The organism is Shinella agrisoli (assembly GCF_046557955.1).
In the GTDB taxonomy this organism is placed as follows: domain Bacteria; phylum Pseudomonadota; class Alphaproteobacteria; order Rhizobiales; family Rhizobiaceae; genus Shinella.
This window is the reverse complement of the sequence record NZ_JBJIEP010000004.1, coordinates 71,838-88,745: the sequence shown is the minus strand read 5'-3', so window position 1 is coordinate 88,745 and position 16,908 is coordinate 71,838. Positions and strand designations below refer to the sequence as shown.

Genomic DNA, 16,908 nt, shown 5'->3' with positions numbered 1-16,908 from the left:
TCGTTGTCCTTCGGACGGGGAAAGAGTTGGCAAATTTGTTCGCATCGATGAAGCGCCGGGGAGCCTCCCTGGGCAGCCTCTGCAAGACAGTGCTGCATAAGCTGCCGAAGGCGCTGACCACGGCCGTGCTCTCCGTTGCTCTCGTCCTGCCGACGGCGATCCCTGCGACGGTTCAGGCCGAGAGCGGGAACCGCACGCTCAAGCTCTATTTCATCCACACCAAGGAAAAGGCCGAGATCACCTTCAAGCGCAACGGCCGGTACGATCAGCGCGGCCTGAAGCAGCTCAACCAGTTCCTGCGCGACTGGCGCCGCAACGAGCCGACGAAGATGGACCCGCGCCTCTTCGACCTCGTGTGGGAGGTCTACCAGAAGTCCGGCGGCAAGGGGTACATCAACGTCGTTTCCGCCTATCGCTCGCCGGCGACGAACGGCATGCTGCGTTCGCGCTCGAAGGGCGTCGCCAAGAAGAGCCAGCACATGCTCGGCAAGGCGATGGACTTCTACATTCCGGGCGTCAAGCTTTCGACGCTGCGCGCCACCGCCATGAAGTTCCAGGTCGGTGGCGTCGGCTACTATCCCAATTCCGGCTCGCCCTTCGTCCATCTCGATGTCGGCAGCGTGCGCGCCTGGCCGCGCATGAGCCGCCAGGAACTCGTCCGCCTCTTCCCGGACGGCAAGACCATGCATGTTCCGACCGACGGCAAGCCGCTGCCCGGCTACCAGCAGGCGGTTGCGGACTACAAGCGCCGGGTCGGCGCGAACGCGATCGAAGTGGCCGGCGGCGGATCGAGCCCGTCGGCTTCCAAGCGCAAGGGAGGCTTCCTCGCCGCCCTCTTCGGAGGTGGCGGCGACGAGGATGAAGAACCCGACGCAATCGCCAGCTCCGCGACCATCGCCGATGATTTCGACGAACGCGGATCGGCGGGTGCGAAAGCCGTCGAAGAGAAGAAGCCGGCAGCCGGCGAGGCGGAAACGGAACTTGCCTTCACGGCGCCGGTTCCGGGCAGCCGCCCCGCCTTCAAGTCTGCCGAAACGACGAACGAGCTTGCCCTTGTCGCGCCGACGACGAGCGGTGCCGTTGCCGCCCTCGAGGCGGCCACGGCCGAAGGGCAGACGTCCGAATTCGAGGACCTGTCCGGCTACAAGATCCCGCTTCCCGTGATGCTGGGAGCCCGAACGAAGGCAGGCGATGCCGAGCCCGGCGAGCTCATGACCGCGGACGCTGCGGCCGAAGACGGCGAGGAACTGGCGATGGTGCCGGTGCCGGGACTGCGTCCGCAGGTCGAGCTCGACCAGGCGCAGACGGCGCTGATGGCGGCTGCGGAAGCCGACGTGGCGCTGCCGACGTCCGCCGACCGCTCCGGCCTTGCCGCGCTCGCCGATCCGGTGACGGACGAGGCCGAGGGCAATCCGGTCGAAATGGCCGCGCTCGTCCCGACGAATGGTGGCGGCAGCCGCTCGCTTGCCGGCCTCGATGCCTTCGAGGCCAAGACGGCGGAGGAAGCGGCCACCAAGGGCGGCCGTCCGAAGAAGAAGGACGCCGATGCCGCGAACCGCGGCGCGATCCGCACCGAGCCGAAACTGTCGCAGAAGATCCTTTCGCAATGGGCGCTGACCCAGGGGCGCGTCGCGACGCTCTCCAAACCGGTCAAGGCGCCGCGTTTCGTCAGCCGTACGCTGCGCGCCGCACCGACGACGGTCTATCTTGCCGGCTTCCAGCAGGAGGGCAAGTCGATCGATCCGGGCCGCTTCAGCGGCACGGCGGTGAACTTCATGGAAGTGCGCAAGTTCGAAAGCGCTTCCAACTAAGCCGCAACAGATCTTCCATCAAAAAACCCGCCGGAGCGATCCGGCGGGTTTTTCGTGCCTCTTCAGGCCTATTCGGCGTCCGGCGGCAGGTCGACCATGCCGAGGGCCTGGAGATAGGTGTCGAGGATGGCTTCCTGCTCCATGCGCTCATCCTTGTCCTGCTTGCGGATCTGGATGACCTTGCGCAGGATCTTGGTGTCGAAGCCGACGCCCTTGGCTTCGCCGTAGACGTCCTTGATGTCGTCGGCGATGGTTTTCTTTTCTTCCTCGAGCCGCTCGATGCGTTCGATGAATGCGCGAAGCTGGTCGCGTGCGACGCCGTGGGCATCCGACATGGTCTTCTCCTTGGATAGGCTAGAAATTCGAAGGTGCCGTGACTTGCCGCGAACTTCCGGCAAGATCAAGACCCATCAAGTGTTCCTTCAGGATTTTCGCGCAGGCGACGCGTCATTCCTTCGGGCGGTTGACGTCGAAGGCCGCCTTCTGCGCTTCGGTCGCATCGCGCTGGTAGCGCTCGCGCCATTCCTCATAGGGCATGCCGTAGATGATTTCGCGCGAGGCCTCCTTGTCGAGGGCGACACCCGCCTCGTTCGCGGCCTCACGATACCAGTTCGACAGGCAGTTGCGGCAGAAGCCCGCAAGGTTCATCAGGTCGATGTTCTGCACGTCGCTGCGCTCGCGCAGATGCCTGACGAGGCGGCGGAAGGCGGCCGCCTCGAATTCGGTCTGCTGTTGCCTGCTCAAATCGGTCATCGTCTCGTCCTGCAATCTCAATAGGGCCCGGTACGGGAGGGGAATATCTGGTATGTGTGCAGGGCCTCGTCCGCATTCAACCGGGCAAGGATCGGCGCGAGCCGCTCCACCCAGCCCGCGATGCCGATCTCGTTGCCGATCTCGTCCTGACGGATTTCGATGAGGGCATGGGGAATGCCGGCCTTCATGCAGTGGCGGAACATGGTGTCGCCGCGCAGCGCCCCGTCATAGGGCTCGTTGTCGCCCACCACGACGTCGCCGAGGGCTTCCAGCCCGGCGAGCAGCGGCCGGACGGCGCGGGGGTCGCTGTCCCACAGCACCGTTACCTGCCAGGGCCGCGCGATGCCCTTCCAGGCGGGTGTGAAGGAATGCATGGAGATGACAAGCGGCGCCTTGCCCGTGCGTGCAGCGACCGCGCCGATCGTCCGGGACACGGCATCGTGATAGGGCCGGTGGAAGGTCTCGAGCCGATGTTGCCATTCTTCCGGAGTGATCGGGTGGTTGCCCGGAACGATCGCGCCGTCGGAAATGCGCATGACGAGCGTCGGATCGTCCTCGCCGCGGTTGGGATCGATCAGAAGGCGGGAAAAGCGGCTCATGACGGCCGGCGCGTTCAGCCGGCGGGCCAGGCCGCGCACCACGCCCTCGACGCCGATATCATAGGCGATATGCCGCTCGAAGGCGCTTTCGGGCAGGCCGAGGCGGCCGTAGCGTTCGGGCAGGAGATTGGTGGCGTGGTCTGCCAGGATGACGAGCCCGAGGCCCAGGTCGCCGTCAATGATCTCGAAAGGGGGATGATCCTGCATGCCTTTTGCCGAATGTGCGCGGTTCCTGCCGTTGATCGCACGCGGCGAGGCGGCCCGCAAGACGCGAGGCTTCCGGTTGTGGCGGCAATACCTCCGGTTGTCGTGAAAATGTATGCAGCAGATGTGGTATCCCATGCGCGCCATGAATGACGCGCGGCGCGTTGACATTCATGCCCCGTCGTCGCAAGAAAGCGCATATTCAAATCAACGGAGTTCCATCGGAAGCCGTGAGAACCAAGAGCCATAGCCCGTTTTTCCCGAAAGCCAGCGGCCTCCTCCAGGCCGGTCTTTTCACACTCGCGGGTTTCCTCGCCCTTTCCGTACCGGATGAGGCGAAGGCCGATTTCCGCGTCTGCAACGGCACGCAGAATCTCGTCGGCGTCGCCATCGGCTACCGCGCCAAGGAAGGCTGGATCTCCGAAGGCTGGTGGCAGGTCCCTGCGACGACCTGCGCCACGCTGATCGAGGGCGAGCTGCAGTCGCGCTACTATTATCTCTATGCCGAAGACGCCGCGCGCGGCGGCCGCTGGACCGGCGACGTCAACATGTGCGTCGCGGAGAACGAATTCAAGATCACCGGCGTCGAGGACTGCTTCGCCCGAGGGTTCCAGCGCATGGGCTTCAAGGAATATGACACGGGCCGACAGGGAAGCTGGATGGTGCAGCTTTCCGATACGCCAGGGACGCAGGAAAGCCAGAACTGATGAGACGGAACAGAAGAGTCAAAATCCTCGCCACGCTCGGACCCGCATCGTCCGAAGAGCAGATGATCCAGAAGCTGCATGAGGCGGGGGCAGACCTGTTCCGCATCAACATGAGCCACGCCAGCCATGACGTGATGCGCACGCTGATCAGCCGCATCCGTGCCGTGGAGGCCCGCTGCGGCCGGCCGATCGGCATTCTCGCCGACCTTCAGGGACCGAAGCTGCGCGTGGGAAAATTCGCCAACGGTTCGGAAGAGCTGAAGCCCGGCCAGACCTTCACGCTCGACAACCGGGACGAGCCCGGCGACAACACGCGCGTCTTCCTGCCGCATCCTGAAATCCTCGAAGCCGTCAAGCCCGGCCACCGCCTGCTGATCGACGACGGCAAGCTGCATCTGCGCGCCGAGAGTGCCGATGGCACGTCGATCGTCTGCACGGTCGTCTCCGGTACCAAGATCTCCGACCGCAAGGGCGTCAGCCTGCCGGATACGCTGCTTCCCGTCGGCGCGCTGACGGAGAAGGACCGCGTCGACCTGGAGGCGGTGCTCGCGACCGGCAGCGTCGACTGGGTAGCGCTTTCCTTCATCCAGCGCCCGGAAGACCTTGCCGAGGTGCGCAAGGTCGCCCGTGGCCGCGTCGGCCTGATGTCGAAGATCGAAAAGCCCCAGGCGATCGAGCGCATCGACGAGATCATCGAGCTTTCCGACGCGCTGATGGTGGCGCGTGGAGACCTCGGCGTGGAGATGCCGCTGGAAGCCGTTCCCGGCCTGCAGAAGCAGCTCATCCGCGCCTGCCGCCGCGCCGGCAAGCCGGTGGTCGTCGCGACCCAGATGCTGGAATCGATGATCTCCGCCCCCGTGCCGACGCGCGCCGAAGTTTCGGACGTCGCGACCGCCGTCTTCGAGGGCGCCGACGCCGTGATGCTTTCGGCCGAATCCGCGTCCGGCGCCTATCCGGTCGAAGCGGTTTCCACCATGGCCTCGATCGCCAGCAAGGTCGAGCGCGACCCGCATTACCCGGGCATCATCTATGCCCAGCGCGCGGCCCCGGAAGCGACCGGCGCCGACGCCATTTCGCTTGCCGCCCGCCAGATCGCCGAGACGCTGAAGCTGTCGGCCATCGTCTGTTACACCTCGTCGGGCACGACGGGCCTTCGCGCCGCGCGCGAGCGGCCGGAAGTCCCGGTTCTGGCGCTTTCGCCGGTCATCGAGACCGCGCGCCGCCTCTCGGTCGTCTGGGGCCTGCACTGTGTCGTCACGGGCGATGCGACCGACCTCGACGACATGGTCAACCGTGCCTGCCGCATCGTCGTCAGCGAGGAGTTCGGCAAGCCGGGCGACCGCATCATCATCTCGGCCGGCGTTCCGCTCGGCACGCCCGGGGCGACGAACATGCTGCGCATCGCCTATATCGCCGCGGACGGCGTCAGCGGCGTCTGAGCCCTTCGGGGCCGGGAAACCGCGGCATCACGGTTTCGGCGATCCTCGGCTGCCGCTATTGGCGTCAGGTGCGCTGGCCGGTGAGCTTTTCCGCAAGGTTGCCGAGTTCCTTCTGCGCCTGGCGCTCCGTGGGGTAGAGTTCGAGGAACTTCTCCCAGGCCTTGAGCGCCATCTCGTCACGGCCGGTCTGGGCCATGATCGCCGCCATGCCGGCAAGCGCGCCGAAGTGCCGGGGCTCGATTCTGAGCACCTGGTTTATGTCGGACATCGACTTGCGATAGTTGCCCATCTTGAAGTGCAGCGTCGCGCGACGGTTCCAGCCCTCGACATATCCGGGCTTCAGGCGAATCGCTTCGTCGAGGAAATCGAGCGCCGCGGCGTTCTTCTCCTCGGCGATGGCCTTGTCGGCCCACTGGATCAGGAGGTTGATGGTGGCGCTGCCGGAATCCTGCCATTCGCGGCGGATCTGGTCGGCGATGCCCCTGGCGGCATCCGGATTTTCCTCGTGCTTCAACTCGGTGAAGAGCTTGTCGAGCCGCTCCGCCGGCGTTGTGAAGGCGGTGGAGGACGCGTCCATGGACGCCTTGTCCGCCGTCTGCGCAAGGGCAACGGTCGGCGTGGAGCCGAACAGGACGAGGGAAAGGCAGAGTGTAGAAAACATGAAAAAGCGCATGGCGGTCATGGTAAACCGCCAGCGCCCAACTTCAAATCAATATTTGTCGATCACCAGGGCCCGGATCAGGGCAAGCGACCGCGACGCCGGATCAGCCCTGACGAGCCTTGAAGCGCGGGTTCTGCTTGTTGATGATGTAGATGCGGCCCTTGCGACGAACAAGGCGGTTCTCGCGGTGACGAGCCTTGAGCGACTTGAGCGAATTCTTGATCTTCATTTTTCTGATCCGCGTATTTCGGGGCGACTCGAGTTCGCCGGATTTCCTCAATCAAAAACGCGCCGTTTCGGGCGCGCTTTCAGGTTGGCAGGCATGTAACCCGTGACATTTCGGCTGTCAACCGTGGGCGGCGGGTTTTCCGTGCCGGATCTCCGGTTTTCCAGCCCCCGTGGCGTCGTTTCAGCTGATGACCTGCGTCACATGCCCCATCTTGCGGCCGGGCCGGGCCTCCGTCTTGCCGTAGAGATGGACGAGCACGCCGGGTTTGGCGAGCCAGGCGGGAACGTCGTCGATGTCGTTGCCGATCAGGTTCTGCATCACGCAGTCCGAGTGACGACGGGGATCGCCGAGCGTGTGGCCGGCGACGGCGCGGATATGCTGCTCGAACTGCGAGACGACGCAGGCCGCCTCCGTCCAGTGGCCGGAATTGTGCACCCGCGGCGCGATCTCGTTGGCAACGAGCCCGCCATCCGGCAGCACGAAGAACTCGACACCGATGACGCCGACATAGGAGAGGCTGTCGAGAAGCGCGCGCGCTGCCTTGCGGGCCTGGTCGGCCGTCGCCTCGCTCACGCGGGCGGGCAGGGTGGAGGTGTGCAGGATGCCGTTCCGGTGGACGTTTTCCGCCGGATCGTAGCAGGCGATCGTGCCGTCGCGGTCGCGCGCGGCGATGATCGAGATCTCCCGCTCGAAGGGCACGAGGCTTTCGAGGATCAGCGGCACGCCGCCGAGCGCCTCGAACGCGCCCTCCCGGCTTTCGGCGGGCGAGCGGAAGAGGCGCTGGCCCTTGCCGTCGTAGCCGAGCCGGCGCGTCTTCAGGACGCCGACGCCGCCGAAGCGCTCGAGGGCGGCTTCAAGATCGTCCTGGCTGTCCACGGCGGCGAAATCGGCGGTGAGGATGCCGCAATCGCGGATGAAGCGCTTTTCGACGAGCCGGTCCTGCGAGACTTCCAGGGCGCGGGGGGGCGGTAAGACCGGAACGGCATTCGCCAGCGCCTCGGCGGCGGCCACCGGCACGTTCTCGAACTCGTAGGTGACGACGTCGCAAAGACGGGCGAACTCGGCGAGCGCCTCCGGATCGTCATAGGCCGCGACGATCTGCGCGTTGGCGACCTGGGATGCCGGACAATCGGCCTGCGGCTCGAGGATGACGGTGCGCAGGTTCAGCCGGGCGGCCGCCATGGCCAGCATGCGGCCGAGCTGGCCGCCGCCGATGATGCCGATCGTGTTCACGCTCATAGCGGGCCGTCCACGGGATATTCGGCAACGGCGTTCGACTGGTTCTCCCGCCACTCGTCGAGACGATGGGCAAGCTCGGGGTCGCCGAGCGCGAGCACGGCGGCGGCAAGAAGGGCGGCGTTGATCGCGCCGGCCTTGCCGATGGCAAGCGTGCCGACGGGAATTCCGGCCGGCATCTGCACGATGGAAAGGAGGCTGTCCTGGCCGGACAGCGCCTTCGACTGCACCGGCACGCCGAAGACCGGAAGCGGGGTCATTGCCGCCGCCATGCCCGGCAGGTGGGCCGCGCCGCCGGCGCCGGCGACGATCACCTTGAAGCCTTCCGCCTTGGCGCCCCGTGCGAAGCTGTAGAGCCGGTCCGGCGTGCGGTGCGCCGAAATGATGCGGGCTTCATAGTCGACGCCGAGCGCATCGAGCGTATCGGCGGCGTTCTTCATCGTCTCCCAGTCGGACTGGCTTCCCATGATGATGGCGACGGGGGGCGTTTCTGTCGTGTCCAAGGGCTTCTCGTCCGGTTCAGGCGATGATGTCGGGGATGATCTGGTCTTCCAGCTTCGAGATCTTGTCCTTCAGGATCAGTTTCTTCTTTTTCATGCGCTGGATTCTGAGGGCTTCACAGCCCGTCTGGATCATGGCGTTGATCGCGGCGTCGTAGTCCTCGTGCTCCTGGCGTAGCCGTGCAACGGCAAGCCGCAATTCAGCCTGTTCCTGGTCTGCCATGCTATTCGTTCCCCGTCGTCGGAGGCCCGGCCGGTCCGCTGTCCCTCCAAGCCTGCATGAAGGCTGCTCCTACCACGAAACCCGTGGTAACGGGAAGTTATCCCTCGCCACGTTTTCGCCTTCGACAAATGAAAAATGACATGGCACACTGACTCTGTTGCAACCTGGACCATCCGGCATGCAAATGACCGGGTGCAAGCAAAAGGAAGGAACTGTCACATGACGATTGAGGCTCATCTGGCTACGCTGGAAAAGAAGCATTTCGCTCTGGAGGAAGAGCTGCATGCTGCAATGAATCGTCCCTCCTCGGAGGACCAGACGATTGCGGAGATCAAGCGTCGCAAGCTGCGCATCAAGGATGAGATCGAGCGCCTTCGCTCCTCGACTCACTGAAAAGACAGGGATTTTTCCAAAGTAACGGAAGGGTGAGGGTCGCGGAAACGTCGGTCTGCATGGAGGACCAGGGTAGGAGCCCAATTCGCGAAACCGCCCCGAGAGATGACATCATCGGTATCAAGACGCCCTGGCCGCCGCGATGGCGCGCCGGGGCGTTCCGTCTCTGGACGAGGGGGAAGGGCCGTTCAGGACCAGAACTGGTCGAGCCAGAGATTGAGCCTGTCGAAGCCCCTGGCATTGATGGCGTAGATGCGCCTGGTGCCTTCGGCCTTCACGCTGACGAGGTTGGAATCGAGCAGGGCCTTCAGGTGCTGCGATACCGCCGGCCGGCTGATCGGCAGGCCTTCGGAAAGCTCGCTCACCGTGCGCGGCGCCCGCCGCAATTCCTCCAGGAGGAACCTGCGGTTGGGGTCGGCAATCGCAGCGAAGGGGTCCGGGTGCGCCATGGCTGAAAGCTATGGCAAAGCAGCATTTGCGGCAAGCATTTTGTGCGCTGCGAAGAGCCTGATTTGCGGAGCGTCAGAGAAAGGCGGCCACGCCGTCGTAGGCGAGCTTGAGGCCGGCGACGAAGGCCATGGCGTACATGAAGGGGTAGAAGACGTCCGGTTTCATGCGCTTGACGGCGAAGCCGCCGATCGCCGTCGCCGCGATGGCGAGCGGGACAAGGGTGGCGGAGATGGTGAGGTTCGTCGCGTCGAGCTGGCCGAGCGCGAAATAGGGGCCGAGCTTCACGAAGTTGAGGATCGCGAAGAAACGCACGGCCGCGCCAGTGTAATCACGCGGCGGCAGCTTCAGCGGCAGGCTGTAGACCTGGAAGGGCGCGCCGCCCGCATGCGCGACGAAACTGCCGTAGCCCGAAAGCGTGCCGAAAAAGGCGGCAGGGACGGGCCGGTGCGGCTTCGGCCGGACGACATGGCCATGGCGCGCGCGCCAGCCGTTGTAGAAATAGCGCAGGGCGAAGAGCACGGTGATGACGCCTATGATGAGACGCAGCGCATCGCGCGGCACGTGGGCGGCCGTCGCCCAGCCGACCGCAATGCCGACGAGGGCGCCGGGCAACAGCATCCTGAGAAGCTTGCGGTCGTTGTGCTGGCGCCAGATCCACAGCGAGACGGCGTCCATCACCACGAGGATCGGCAGGAGGATTGCGGCTGCCTGGACCGGCGGCACCGCCATGGCCAGCAGTGGAACGCCCATCAGCGCCAGCGCCTCGCCCATGCCGCCCTTTGTAAGGCCGACCAGGAGGACTGCCGGAACGGCGGCGTAGTAGAGGGTGGGGTCGATGGGCATGGAAGGCGATTGATCCTGTTCGTCCTTCCGTCTATCCGCTTTGATCTGTTATGACGAGCCCAATAGCCGCAGTTGGCGACCGCAACCCAAGGAAGTGCCCATTCATGTCCGATGTCGAAACCCGCTGCCGCCTGGTGCTGATCCTTCCCGAGGGCGAGGACCTTTCCGCGCGGGCCGCCATGCTGGAAGGCGCGCTGAAGGGCGGCGACGTCGCCTCGGTGATCCTGCCGCAATACGGGCTCGATGACGGCCAGTTCCAGAAGCATGCCGAAACGCTGGTGCCGATCGTCCAGAAGGCGGGCGCGGCGGCGCTCATCGCGGGCGATACGCGCGTCGCGGGCCGGGTGAAGGCCGACGGCATCCACGTGGCGGGGGGACTGGAGGATCTCGGCGAGGCGGTGGAGAAGTTCACGCCGCGGCTCATCGTCGGCGGCGGCAATGCGACGGACCGCCACAAGGCGCTGGAGATCGGCGAGGTGCAGCCGGACTACATCTTCTTCGGCAGGATCGGCGGCGACATCAAGCCGGAGGCGCATCCCAAGAACCTCGCGCTCGGCGAGTGGTGGGCCTCGATGGTGGAGATTCCCTGCATCGTGCTCGGCGGCGCCGACCCGCAGTCGGCACTTGCCGTTGCCGAGACCGGCGCGGAATTCGTGGCGCTCGACAAGGCGGTGTTTGCCGATCCTGCGCAGGCACCGCATGCGGTGGCGGCCGTCAACGCCCTTCTTGACGAAAAAGCGCCACGGTTTGGGGATTAGTAGGCGCTCATGATCAGGGCCTTCCTCTTGCAAGCTTGTCGTATCGCGCCGGTGGCGCTTCTCGTCACGGGCGTTCTCGTGGCCGCGCCCGCTTGGGCGCAAACGGCCAAGAAGGGGCCTGCCGTCACCGCGGGCGACAAGGGAGCGCCGGCAAAGGACCCGGCGGGCGTGACGCAGCCCGGCGGCGCGGAGGAGAAACCGGAGGCGAAGACGGACAAGCCGGCCGACGGGCCATCCGGCGGCATCTCGGTTCTGGAGCGCATGGGCGCGGAACTGCCGGCCCTGCCGGAGGAAAAGCCCTTCACCGGCAAGATCGACGAGGCCTATGGCGCCTTCCAGCGCGGCCGCTACCTGACGGCGATGGAACTCGCCCTGCCGCGCGCGCAGCTCGGCGATGCGGCGGCGCAGACGCTGGTGGCGGAAATCCTCGACCGCGGCCTCGGCGTCAAGCGCAACCGCGAGCAGGCCATGTTCTGGTACGAGCAGGCGGCCAACGGCGGCGACCCCACCGGCATGTTCAAGTACGCCGTCCTTCTCATGGAGCGGTCGCGCTCGAAGGAGGACCGCAGGAAGGCCGACGAATTGATGAAGAAGGCGGCCGACCTCGGCAATGCCTCGGCGCAGTTCAACTATGCCCAGGTGCTGGTGGCCGACAGTCCGGGCGAGAAAGGCCTGCGCGAAGCGCTGCCGTATTACGAGAAATCCGCCGAGCAGGGCATTGCCGATGCGCAATATGCCCTCTCGCAGATCTATATCAATGTGAAGGACCTGCCGGAGGAGAAGACGAAAAGGGCCCGTGAATGGCTGCTGCGCGCCGCCCGCGCGGGCTATGACACGGCCCAGCTCGATCTCGGCATGTGGCTGGTGAACGGCACCGCTGGCGAGCGCGACTACGACGCCGGCTTCAAATGGATAAAGCGGGCGGCGGAGGGGGGCAACCCGGTCGCCCAGAGCAAGCTCGCCCAGCTCTACATCCACGCGATCGGCACCAAGCAGGATCCGGTCGAGGCGGCGAAATGGTTCGTGCTGGCGCGCCGGGCCGGCCTCAACGACCCGTCGCTGGAAGACTTCTATCTCGGCCTCAGCGACGAGCAGCAGAAGGCGGCTATCAGCGCGGCGAACAAGTATAGGACGGGTTCCTGACGACGGCCGGGGCTGGCGTTACGAGGCGCCGCATCCGTCGGCAATGCGCGGCGTTCCGATCCTTCTCGCAGGCCGAGGCTTGAAACTTCGAGGGATTTGTGGTCTTGAGGCCGCACATCCGGTTCCGGTGCGTTTGCGCGCCGCGGTTCCTGCCGTTCCGAAGCATCCGGACATTCCCGAAGGACTCAAGCAGCATGGCTCGTTCAGCTCTTCTCAACGTCATGGTTCAGGCCGCCTTCAAGGCCGGCAAGTCGCTCGCGCGCGACTTCGGCGAGGTGCAGAACCTGCAGGTCTCGCTCAAGGGGCCGGGCGACTACGTCTCGCAGGCCGACCGCAAGGCGGAAAAGCTGATCCGCGAAGAGCTGATGAAGGCGCGCCCGACCTATGGCTTCCTCGGCGAGGAAAGCGAGGAGATCATCGGCACGGACGGTTCGCATCGCTGGATCGTCGACCCGCTCGACGGCACGACCAACTTCCTGCACGGCATTCCCTTCTTTGCGATCTCGATCGCGCTGGAGCGCAACGGCGAGATCGTCGCCGCCGTCGTCCTGAACCCGGCGACGGACGAGCTCTTCACGGCCGAGCGCGGCGGCGGCGCCTTCCTCAACGATCGCCGCCTACGCGTGGCCGCCCGCAGGAACCTCTCGGACGCCGTCATCGGCTGCGGCGTGCCGCATCTCGGCCGCGGCAACCACGGCAAGTTCCTCATCGAACTGCGCCATGTGATGGGCGAGGTCGCCGGCATGCGCCGCCTCGGCTCCGCCTCGCTGGATCTCGCCTACGTCGCGGCCGGCCGTTTCGACGGTTTCTGGGAGCGCGACCTCTCGCCCTGGGACATCGCCGCCGGCATTCTCCTGATTCGCGAGGCGGGCGGCTATGCGACCGACCTCGACGGCGGCAACGCGATGTTCGACAGCGGAACCGTCGTCGCCGGCAACGAATATATCCACAAGGCGCTTCGCGAAGTCGTGCACCGTCCGGTGCCGGCGCGCTGAGAGCAGCTGGAGCGGGCGGCGCTTTCACGCGCCGCTGTTGCGGCTAAGCCCTTCAATTCGGCGCAATCTTCCTCTAGTCTCCGCCCCGACGAGGAAGTGGAGATGCGACTACATGGCTAAGCTGGCGCTGTCGGGCTGGGGAGGGTCGGCCGAGACCGGGGACGACTACCCCCACAAACTCTCTAGCCCCATGGCCTTCTTCTGGACGATGGTGATCTTCCTCATCATCGTCGGCTTCGTGGCCGCGATCCTCTTCCGCCAGGCGCAGTCGGCCTTCCTCAGCAATCCCGGCCTCAACGGCCTCATCCTCGGCGTCCTGCTCATCGGCATCCTTTTGGTGTTCAACCACGTGCTGGCGCTGCGGCCGGAAGTGCGCTGGTTCAATTCCTTCCGCGCGGCGGGCAGCGCGGAAAAGGTCGGGCGCGACCCGGTGCTGCTGGCGCCGATGCGCGCCTTGATCGGTCGCCGCCATTCGGTGGCGCTCTCGACGACGGCGCTCCGGTCGATCCTCGATTCCATCGCCACGCGCCTCGACGAATCGCGCGATACGTCGCGCTACCTGATCGGCCTTCTCGTCTTCCTCGGCCTGCTCGGCACCTTCTGGGGCCTGCTCGGCACGATCGGCTCCATCAGCCAGGTCATCCAGTCGCTCGATGCGGGCGCCGGCACGGCGAACGATATCCTCAACGCCTTGAAGGAAGGCCTGTCCGCACCCCTCGAAGGCATGGGCACGGCCTTTTCCACGTCTCTCTTCGGCCTTTCCGGCTCGCTGATCCTCGGCTTCCTCGACCTGCAGGCCGGCCGCGCGCAGAACCGCTTCTATACCGAGCTGGAAAACTGGCTCTCCTCGGTGACGGATGTAGGGCCGGAGCTCCAGCCGGTCGCCGACATGGCGGCGACGTCGTCCGCCGACGTGCAGGCCCTTGCCGAACAGATCCTGAAGCTTGCCCAGGAGGGAGGCGCCAGCCGCTCGACCGCGGCGATGGCGAGCCTTGCGGAAGGTATCCAGGGCCTCGTGAAGAACATGCGCAGCGAGCAGCAGATGCTGCGCGACTGGATAGAGGCGCAGCAGGAGGAATCGAAGGCCCTGCGCCGCACGCTCGACCGGCTTGCCGCGCGCTCCGGTGAAAGGGCGGCCGAGCGGCCGTCCGAACGCACCGCCGAAAAAGCCCAGCCGGCCGGAGGCGAATAGTCATGGCGCTCGCCCGCAACAGGCGCAGCCAGCGCGCGGTCGATTACTGGCCGGGCTTCGTCGATGCGCTGTCGACCCTGCTGCTCGCCATCATGTTCCTGCTCACGGTCTTCGTGCTGGCGCAGTTCTTCCTCAGCCGGGAAATCTCCGGCAAGGACGACGTGCTGAACCGGCTGACGAGCCAGATCAACGAGCTGACGCAGCTTCTGGCGCTGGAAAAGAGCGGCAAGCAGGATCTGGAAGACGCGCTCGCCAACCTCCAGGCATCGCTTGCCCAGTCCGAAGGCGAGCGCAGCCGCCTGCAGCAGCTGCTCGACAGCGGCGCCGGCGCTTCCGATGCGGCGAATGCCCGCGTCTCCACGCTGGAAGGCGAGCTGGATTCGGAAAGGCAGGTAAGCGCTCGGGCCATGAGCCAGATCGAGCTGCTCAACCAGCAGATCGCGGCCCTGCGCAGCCAGATCGCGGCCATCGAGGAGGCGCTCCAGGCCTCCGAAGCCAAGGACAAATCCTCGCAGGCGAAGATCGCCGATCTCGGCCGGCGTCTCAACGTGGCGCTGGCGCAGCGCGTGCAGGAGCTCAACCGCTATCGTTCCGACTTCTTCGGGCGGCTGCGCGAGATCCTCTCCGACCGGGAAAACATCCGCATCGTCGGAGACCGCTTCGTCTTCCAGTCGGAAGTGCTGTTCCCCTCGGGCGGCAGCGACCTCAACACGGAAGGGCAGGCGGAGATGCGCAAGCTCGCCACGGCGCTACTCGATCTTGCCCGGGAAATCCCCTCCGAGATCAACTGGGTGCTGCGCGTCGACGGCCATACGGACAACGTGCCGCTCTCCGGTACGGGCCGTTACCGCGACAACTGGGAGCTTTCCTCGGCGCGTGCGACGTCGGTCGTGAAGTTCCTGATCGCCAACGGCGTGCCGGCCAACCGGCTGGTTGCGGCAGGCTTCGGCGAATTCCAGCCGATCGCCGAGGGCGGCGACGATGCCGCCCGCGCCACCAACCGCCGCATCGAGCTGAAGCTTACCGAAAGATAGCTTTCCCCCGCTTCCGCCGCGGCCGTCCTCGGCATGTTGATCTTACGCGTACGTGCGCGTAAGTTTTCCCGCAGGACGAGGGGAGGAATTGCGGGTGGATTGCGATCTTCTGGTGATCGGGGCCGGCCTTGCCGGCCTCGTGGCGGCGACGGAGGCTGCCGGGCGCGGCCTCAAGGTGATCGTCCTCGATCAGGAAGGCGAGCAGAGCCTCGGCGGTCAGGCGTTCTGGTCGCTCGGAGGCCTCTTCTTCATCGACAGTCCGGAACAGCGGCGCATGCGCATTCGCGACAGCATCGCGCTCGCCCGGCAGGATTGGTTCGGCTCGGCCGGATTCGACCGGCAGGAGGACTACTGGCCGCGCCGCTGGGCGGAGGCCTATCTCGACTTTGCGGGCGGCGAGAAGCGTGCCTGGCTGCATGCCATGGGCATGCGCTGGTTCCCGGTGGTCGGCTGGGCCGAGCGTGGCGGGGGGCTTGCCACCGGCCACGGCAATTCCGTGCCGCGCTTCCACGTGACATGGGGCACCGGCCCCGGCGTATTGGCGCCTTTCATCGCGCGTGCACAGGAATTCCGCGCGTCCGGCGCGCTTGCCTTCCGCTTCCGCCACCGGGTCGACGGCCTGATCGTCGAGAACGGCGCGGTCGTCGGCGCTCACGGCGCCGTGTTGACGCCGGACAATGCCGAGCGGGGCCGGCCGACGTCACGCGACGCCATCGGCGATTTCAGCATCCGCGCCGGCGCGGTGCTCGTCTCCTCCGGCGGCATCGGCGGCAACCACGATCTGGTACGGCACAACTGGCCGCGCGAGCGTCTCGGCGAACCGCCGGGCTTCATGGTGAGCGGCGTCCCGGCCCATGTCGACGGGCGCATGCTGGAGATCGCGCAGCGGGCCGGCGGCTCCGTCATCAACGGCGACCGCATGTGGCACTATACGGAGGGTCTGAGGAACTGGGATCCGATATGGCCGGGCCACGGCATCCGCATCCTGCCGGGGCCGTCATCGCTCTGGCTGGACGCGCGGGGCCGGCGGTTCCCGGCGCCGGCCATGCCCGGCTTCGACACGCTGGCGACGCTGAAGGCCATCCGCGCGACCGATTACGACCACAGCTGGTTCATCCTGACGCGTGCGATCATCAAGAAGGAGTTCGCCCTGTCGGGCTCCGAGCAGAACCCGGACCTCACCGGCAAGGACATTCCCCTGCTCCTCAAGCGCCTCGGCAAAGATCCGCCGGGACCGGTGCAGGCCTTCATGGAAAAGGGCGCGGATTTCGTGGTGCGCAATGACCTGGGCGACCTCGTTTCCGCGATGAATGCGCTGACCGACGAGCCGCTGCTCGACGTGGCCCGGGTGCGGGCCGAGGTGGAGGCGCGCGACCGGGAAATCGGCAACCCCTTCTCCAAGGACGCGCAGGTGACCGCGATCCGCGGCGCGCGCGCCTATCTCGGCGACAAGCTGATGCGCACGGCACGGCCGCACCGTTTGCTCGATCCCAAGGCGGGCCCGCTGATCGCGGTGCGCCTCAACATCCTGACGCGCAAGACGCTGGGCGGATTGCAGACCGACCTTTCGGGCCGTGTGCTGGAGCTTTCCGGAAAGCCGGTGCCGGGCCTCTATGCGGCGGGCGAGGTGGCCGGTTTCGGCGGCGGCGGCCTGCACGGCTACAACGCGCTGGAGGGGACGTTCCTCGGCGGCTGCCTGTTCTCCGGACGCATCGCGGGTAGGGCGGTCGGCGCCTGA

General features: G+C 66.1%; 19 protein-coding genes and 1 pseudogene. 10 read left to right on the top strand and 10 right to left on the bottom strand.

The window, feature by feature from the left end; all coding sequences use genetic code 11:
• The first annotated feature begins 26 nt into the window (after positions 1 to 26).
• Entirely contained in the window at positions 27 to 1,811 is a 1,785-nt protein-coding gene (gene mepK / locus ACIIOY_RS04575; RefSeq protein ID WP_411033443.1) for a peptidoglycan L,D-endopeptidase MepK, read from the top strand.
• A gap of 68 nt (positions 1,812 to 1,879) precedes the next feature.
• Here mepK and ACIIOY_RS04570 read toward each other — a convergent pair whose 3' ends face one another.
• The 3 genes from ACIIOY_RS04570 to ACIIOY_RS04560 all read right to left on the bottom strand — a co-directional run bounded on the left by ACIIOY_RS04570 (position 1,880) and on the right by ACIIOY_RS04560 (position 3,370).
• Positions 1,880 to 2,146 (bottom strand): DUF2312 domain-containing protein, encoded by a 267-nt coding sequence (locus ACIIOY_RS04570; RefSeq protein ID WP_203424488.1) that lies wholly within the window; start codon positions 2,144 to 2,146, stop codon positions 1,880 to 1,882.
• Between the two features lie 112 nt (positions 2,147 to 2,258).
• The gene (locus ACIIOY_RS04565) at positions 2,259 to 2,564 is read right to left on the bottom strand and encodes a DUF1244 domain-containing protein (protein WP_411033442.1); all 306 of its coding nucleotides are present in this window, start codon (positions 2,562 to 2,564) and stop codon (positions 2,259 to 2,261) included.
• A gap of 17 nt (positions 2,565 to 2,581) precedes the next feature.
• Positions 2,582 to 3,370: an N-formylglutamate amidohydrolase gene (locus tag ACIIOY_RS04560; RefSeq protein ID WP_411033441.1), complete on the bottom strand. Its 789-nt coding sequence runs from the start codon at positions 3,368 to 3,370 to the stop codon at positions 2,582 to 2,584.
• Positions 3,371 to 3,696: 326 nt separating this feature from the next.
• Between ACIIOY_RS04560 and ACIIOY_RS04555 the strand changes: the two are divergent.
• Positions 3,697 to 4,074: pseudogene (locus tag ACIIOY_RS04555) on the top strand (DUF1036 domain-containing protein); the annotation flags it as partial.
• Complete coding sequence (pyk, locus tag ACIIOY_RS04550; protein WP_411033440.1) at positions 4,074 to 5,513, top strand: pyruvate kinase; 1,440 nt, start codon at positions 4,074 to 4,076, stop codon at positions 5,511 to 5,513. The pseudogene ACIIOY_RS04555 and the gene pyk, both read left to right, overlap by 1 nt.
• 64 nt (positions 5,514 to 5,577) lie before the next feature.
• On the opposite strand, the gene ACIIOY_RS04545 is transcribed toward pyk, so the two are convergent.
• The 5 genes from ACIIOY_RS04545 to ACIIOY_RS04525 all read right to left on the bottom strand — a co-directional run bounded on the left by ACIIOY_RS04545 (position 5,578) and on the right by ACIIOY_RS04525 (position 8,362).
• Positions 5,578 to 6,195: a tetratricopeptide repeat protein gene (locus ACIIOY_RS04545; RefSeq protein ID WP_411033439.1), complete on the bottom strand. Its 618-nt coding sequence runs from the start codon at positions 6,193 to 6,195 to the stop codon at positions 5,578 to 5,580.
• An 82-nt stretch (positions 6,196 to 6,277) separates the two neighbouring features.
• A complete protein-coding gene (gene ykgO, locus ACIIOY_RS04540; RefSeq protein ID WP_024271182.1) occupies positions 6,278 to 6,403 on the bottom strand; it encodes a type B 50S ribosomal protein L36 in 126 nt (41 codons plus the stop codon).
• A 180-nt stretch (positions 6,404 to 6,583) separates the two neighbouring features.
• The gene (locus tag ACIIOY_RS04535) at positions 6,584 to 7,642 is read right to left on the bottom strand and encodes a 5-(carboxyamino)imidazole ribonucleotide synthase (RefSeq protein WP_411033438.1); all 1,059 of its coding nucleotides are present in this window, start codon (positions 7,640 to 7,642) and stop codon (positions 6,584 to 6,586) included.
• On the bottom strand, positions 7,639 to 8,106 hold the full coding sequence (gene purE / locus ACIIOY_RS04530) for a 5-(carboxyamino)imidazole ribonucleotide mutase (RefSeq protein ID WP_411033656.1): 468 nt from the start codon (positions 8,104 to 8,106) through the stop codon (positions 7,639 to 7,641). The genes ACIIOY_RS04535 and purE overlap by 4 nt, the downstream gene beginning before the upstream one ends.
• 52 nt (positions 8,107 to 8,158) lie before the next feature.
• Positions 8,159 to 8,362 carry a YdcH family protein gene (locus tag ACIIOY_RS04525; RefSeq protein ID WP_203316054.1) on the bottom strand — a complete coding sequence of 68 codons (204 nt, stop codon included), beginning with the start codon at positions 8,360 to 8,362 and terminating at the stop codon, positions 8,159 to 8,161.
• A gap of 219 nt (positions 8,363 to 8,581) precedes the next feature.
• Here ACIIOY_RS04525 and ACIIOY_RS04520 point away from each other — a divergent pair, with 219 nt between their 5' ends.
• A complete protein-coding gene (locus ACIIOY_RS04520) occupies positions 8,582 to 8,755 on the top strand; it encodes a YdcH family protein (RefSeq protein WP_411033437.1) in 174 nt (57 codons plus the stop codon).
• Between the two features lie 188 nt (positions 8,756 to 8,943).
• Here ACIIOY_RS04520 and ACIIOY_RS04515 read toward each other — a convergent pair whose 3' ends face one another.
• Positions 8,944 to 9,204: an ArsR/SmtB family transcription factor gene (locus ACIIOY_RS04515; protein ID WP_411033436.1), complete on the bottom strand. Its 261-nt coding sequence runs from the start codon at positions 9,202 to 9,204 to the stop codon at positions 8,944 to 8,946.
• Positions 9,205 to 9,277: 73 nt separating this feature from the next.
• Positions 9,278 to 10,048 carry a sulfite exporter TauE/SafE family protein gene (locus ACIIOY_RS04510; protein ID WP_411033435.1) on the bottom strand — a complete coding sequence of 257 codons (771 nt, stop codon included), beginning with the start codon at positions 10,046 to 10,048 and terminating at the stop codon, positions 9,278 to 9,280.
• A 104-nt stretch (positions 10,049 to 10,152) separates the two neighbouring features.
• Between ACIIOY_RS04510 and ACIIOY_RS04505 the strand changes: the two genes are divergently transcribed.
• The 6 genes from ACIIOY_RS04505 to ACIIOY_RS04480 all read left to right on the top strand — a co-directional run bounded on the left by ACIIOY_RS04505 (position 10,153) and on the right by ACIIOY_RS04480 (position 16,908).
• Positions 10,153 to 10,806 carry a thiamine phosphate synthase gene (locus ACIIOY_RS04505; protein ID WP_411033434.1) on the top strand — a complete coding sequence of 218 codons (654 nt, stop codon included), beginning with the start codon at positions 10,153 to 10,155 and terminating at the stop codon, positions 10,804 to 10,806.
• A gap of 9 nt (positions 10,807 to 10,815) precedes the next feature.
• On the top strand, positions 10,816 to 11,949 hold the full coding sequence (locus tag ACIIOY_RS04500) for a sel1 repeat family protein (protein ID WP_411033433.1): 1,134 nt from the start codon (positions 10,816 to 10,818) through the stop codon (positions 11,947 to 11,949).
• Between the two features lie 194 nt (positions 11,950 to 12,143).
• Positions 12,144 to 12,944, top strand: coding sequence for an inositol monophosphatase family protein (locus ACIIOY_RS04495; RefSeq protein ID WP_411033432.1), 801 nt, complete (start codon positions 12,144 to 12,146; stop codon positions 12,942 to 12,944).
• A 112-nt stretch (positions 12,945 to 13,056) separates the two neighbouring features.
• On the top strand, positions 13,057 to 14,136 hold the full coding sequence (locus ACIIOY_RS04490) for a flagellar motor protein MotA (protein ID WP_411033431.1): 1,080 nt from the start codon (positions 13,057 to 13,059) through the stop codon (positions 14,134 to 14,136).
• Positions 14,137 to 14,138: 2 nt separating this feature from the next.
• On the top strand, positions 14,139 to 15,170 hold the full coding sequence (locus ACIIOY_RS04485) for a peptidoglycan -binding protein (protein WP_411033430.1): 1,032 nt from the start codon (positions 14,139 to 14,141) through the stop codon (positions 15,168 to 15,170).
• A gap of 94 nt (positions 15,171 to 15,264) precedes the next feature.
• Positions 15,265 to 16,908, top strand: a complete 1,644-nt coding sequence (locus ACIIOY_RS04480) for an FAD-binding dehydrogenase (protein ID WP_411033429.1) — start codon at positions 15,265 to 15,267, stop codon at positions 16,906 to 16,908.

Excerpts from the sequence above, each read along its gene's own strand:
- ACIIOY_RS04485 (WP_411033430.1), top strand. The coding sequence starts at position 14,139 with ATGGCGCTCGCCCGCAACAGGCGCAGCCAGCGCGCGGTCGATTACTGG.
- ACIIOY_RS04545 (WP_411033439.1), bottom strand. The coding sequence starts at position 6,195 with ATGACCGCCATGCGCTTTTTCATGTTTTCTACACTCTGCCTTTCCCTC.
- ACIIOY_RS04490 (WP_411033431.1), top strand. The coding sequence starts at position 13,057 with ATGGCTAAGCTGGCGCTGTCGGGCTGGGGAGGGTCGGCCGAGACCGGG.
- ykgO (WP_024271182.1), bottom strand. The coding sequence starts at position 6,403 with ATGAAGATCAAGAATTCGCTCAAGTCGCTCAAGGCTCGTCACCGCGAG.
- ACIIOY_RS04560 (WP_411033441.1), bottom strand. The coding sequence starts at position 3,370 with ATGCAGGATCATCCCCCTTTCGAGATCATTGACGGCGACCTGGGCCTC.
- ACIIOY_RS04525 (WP_203316054.1), bottom strand. The coding sequence starts at position 8,362 with ATGGCAGACCAGGAACAGGCTGAATTGCGGCTTGCCGTTGCACGGCTA.
- ACIIOY_RS04515 (WP_411033436.1), bottom strand. The coding sequence starts at position 9,204 with ATGGCGCACCCGGACCCCTTCGCTGCGATTGCCGACCCCAACCGCAGG.
- ACIIOY_RS04500 (WP_411033433.1), top strand. The coding sequence starts at position 10,816 with ATGATCAGGGCCTTCCTCTTGCAAGCTTGTCGTATCGCGCCGGTGGCG.
- pyk (WP_411033440.1), top strand. The coding sequence starts at position 4,074 with ATGAGACGGAACAGAAGAGTCAAAATCCTCGCCACGCTCGGACCCGCA.
- ACIIOY_RS04505 (WP_411033434.1), top strand. The coding sequence starts at position 10,153 with ATGTCCGATGTCGAAACCCGCTGCCGCCTGGTGCTGATCCTTCCCGAG.
- ACIIOY_RS04570 (WP_203424488.1), bottom strand. The coding sequence starts at position 2,146 with ATGTCGGATGCCCACGGCGTCGCACGCGACCAGCTTCGCGCATTCATC.
- ACIIOY_RS04535 (WP_411033438.1), bottom strand. The coding sequence starts at position 7,642 with ATGAGCGTGAACACGATCGGCATCATCGGCGGCGGCCAGCTCGGCCGC.
- ACIIOY_RS04510 (WP_411033435.1), bottom strand. The coding sequence starts at position 10,048 with ATGCCCATCGACCCCACCCTCTACTACGCCGCCGTTCCGGCAGTCCTC.
- ACIIOY_RS04565 (WP_411033442.1), bottom strand. The coding sequence starts at position 2,564 with ATGACCGATTTGAGCAGGCAACAGCAGACCGAATTCGAGGCGGCCGCC.
- purE (WP_411033656.1), bottom strand. The coding sequence starts at position 8,106 with ATGGGAAGCCAGTCCGACTGGGAGACGATGAAGAACGCCGCCGATACG.
- ACIIOY_RS04520 (WP_411033437.1), top strand. The coding sequence starts at position 8,582 with ATGACGATTGAGGCTCATCTGGCTACGCTGGAAAAGAAGCATTTCGCT.
- ACIIOY_RS04495 (WP_411033432.1), top strand. The coding sequence starts at position 12,144 with ATGGCTCGTTCAGCTCTTCTCAACGTCATGGTTCAGGCCGCCTTCAAG.